2 protein-coding genes are annotated in these 2130 nt (G+C 77.6%); both read right to left on the reverse strand.

All coding sequences use genetic code 11. The features are described from left to right. Positions 1-772, reverse strand: a 772-nt coding sequence (locus tag MCM47_RS39795) for an excalibur calcium-binding domain-containing protein (RefSeq protein ID WP_238951728.1), incomplete at its 3' end; no start/stop codon positions are given. A gap of 137 nt (positions 773-909) precedes the next feature. Then, positions 910-2130 (reverse strand): NEW3 domain-containing protein (locus MCM47_RS39800; protein WP_238951729.1); only part of this gene is annotated, 1221 nt, incomplete at its 5' end.

Here is a 2130-nt window from a genome sequence, read left to right on the forward strand (position 1 = left end):
CCGCGCCGGCGGCGCGGGCGGCCGCACAGTTGGCGTAGTACGGCGCCGCTCCGCCACCGCTGGAGCCCGAGGCGGCCGACCCGCCGCCGGAGGACGAGCCGCCGCTCGTGGACGAGTCCGTGCCGGACGTGGAGCCGCCGGAGGAGGACGAACCGCCGCTCGTGGCGGCTCCCGAGCCGGAGGAGGAGCCCGAGCCGGAGGACGAACCTCCGCTCGCGGCGGAGGCCTCGCAGGCGACGCCGTCGCCGTCCGCGTCCAGGCCCGCGCGGTACCCGGCGTCGCCCCGGTGCAGCGGCGCGACACCGGCCGCCCGGGCGGCCGCGCAGTTCGTGTAGTACACGGGCGACGCGGCGGTCGGCGTGGGCGTGACCGCCGGAGCCGCCTTCGGCGTCGGCGTCGGAGCGGGCGTGGCCGTGGCGGTCGGCGTGGGGGTGGGCGTGGCGGTGGGCGTGAGGGCGGGTGTCGGGGTGGGGGCCGGCGTGACCGTCGGGCTCGGGGCCGGGGCGGCGGCGGACGAGGTGGCCGCCGCGGCCGGCTGGACGAGCTCGGTACGGCTGGGCTTCGGGTCGGCGAGCACCGCACCGAACCAGATCAGGCAGTAGATCCCGCCGATCACGCTGACGGCGATCTTCACCGGCCGCTGCCAGAGCGAGGTCCACACCAGCACCAGGCCGAGCGGCGGCACGAAGAGCAGGGACAGGACGATCGCCGCAGGTCGGCGCCACCACGGGCGGGTCGGAGCGGCAGCCGGCGGCGGGTACGCGTAGGTCATTGGCCCATGAGACCACCAACCACTCATCGCCCGCACAGAAATAGATCACATTTCAACCACAACCGTCCGGCCGCCCTCCGGACGTGGGGCGTCGACGCCGGGCCGGACCACCTCGCCCGCCGGCGCGGGCCCGGTCGTCACCGATCCACCGTCAGGGGCACGGCAGGGGTGTACTGGCAGCGGCCGAACCACATCACCTTGGCGAGGGCCCAGTACGTCCCCGGGTCGGCGTCCTCGGGAGCGGCGAGGTCGAAGGACGCGGTCCGCACGGCCCCGGCGGGGACCGTGAAGCCGCGGACGGGGGCGCCGACCGCGTCCCAGGTGCCCCAGGGCGAGACGAGTTGCAGTTCACCGCGGATCTCGCCCCGGGTGCGGTTGGCGAGGCGGAGGTCGAGCACGGCCCGGCCGCCGGGGGCGAGGCGGACGGACTCGGTCAGGAGGGTCGCGGTGAGGCCGGTGTCGCGGCCCACCGGGGAGGTGGTGCCCTGGGCGGCGGTCCAGTCCTCGGGCGCCGCGCCGGGCGCCGGCAGCAGCTCGGGCAGGTCGCCCACCGCGACGGTGGCGACGTCCTCGATCTCCTGCCCGTCGTGCCCGATCCGGACGGCGGCGAAGTACAGGCCGGGCTCCACCCCGGCGGGCGGGGTGAGCTCGACCGGGAACCGCAGGTGGCCGCCGGCCTCCAGCCGGTAGGGCCGGGCCTGCCGGCTCGCCGTCCAGCCCTCGGGCGCCAGCACGGTGGCGGTTCCCTCGGCGGCGGCGTCCCGCAGCTGGGAGGCGAGGACCACCGAGAGTTCGACGGGCTCGCCCGCCGTCCGGAGCAGTCCCGGCGAGACGCCGACCGACACCGGCAGGTAGCCGAGCGGCGCCGGGCCCCGGTTGTGCAGCCAGTACCGTGCGTGCACCGGCTGGGCGGCCTCGGCGACCGCGCCGAGGACCGGACCGCCCGGATCGGCGGTGACGCCGGGCCGGGCCAGCACGGTGACGATCTGCGAGCCCGCCAGGCTCAGGTCCTCCGGGCGGGTCGGCCGCTCCAGCAGGTCGGCCCGGTGCAGGTCGGCCAGGCCGAGCGCCCCGCCGAGGGAGACCGTGCGGCCCAGGCCGGTGGCCTCCACCAGCCGGAGCGTGAGCCGCTCCCCCACGGGCGCCGCCGAGCCGTGGGCGAGGGGGTTTCCGGCCGGCTTCAGGGCGCCGACCAGCACCTCGCGCGCCGGTTCGACGCGCAGCCAGGAGAGGGTGGGGGGCAACGGGCCGTCCTGGGCCGGGGTGAGCCGGGCGTACAGCGGGTGGTTGAACTCCTGGCCGCGGGCGGGCAGGGTCCCGGCCCGCCAGTCGCCCGCGCCGCCCACCAGCGCGTACTC

The sequence above is a fragment of the Kitasatospora sp. A2-31 genome, assembly GCF_022288725.1.
In the GTDB taxonomy this organism is placed as follows: domain Bacteria; phylum Actinomycetota; class Actinomycetes; order Streptomycetales; family Streptomycetaceae; genus Kitasatospora.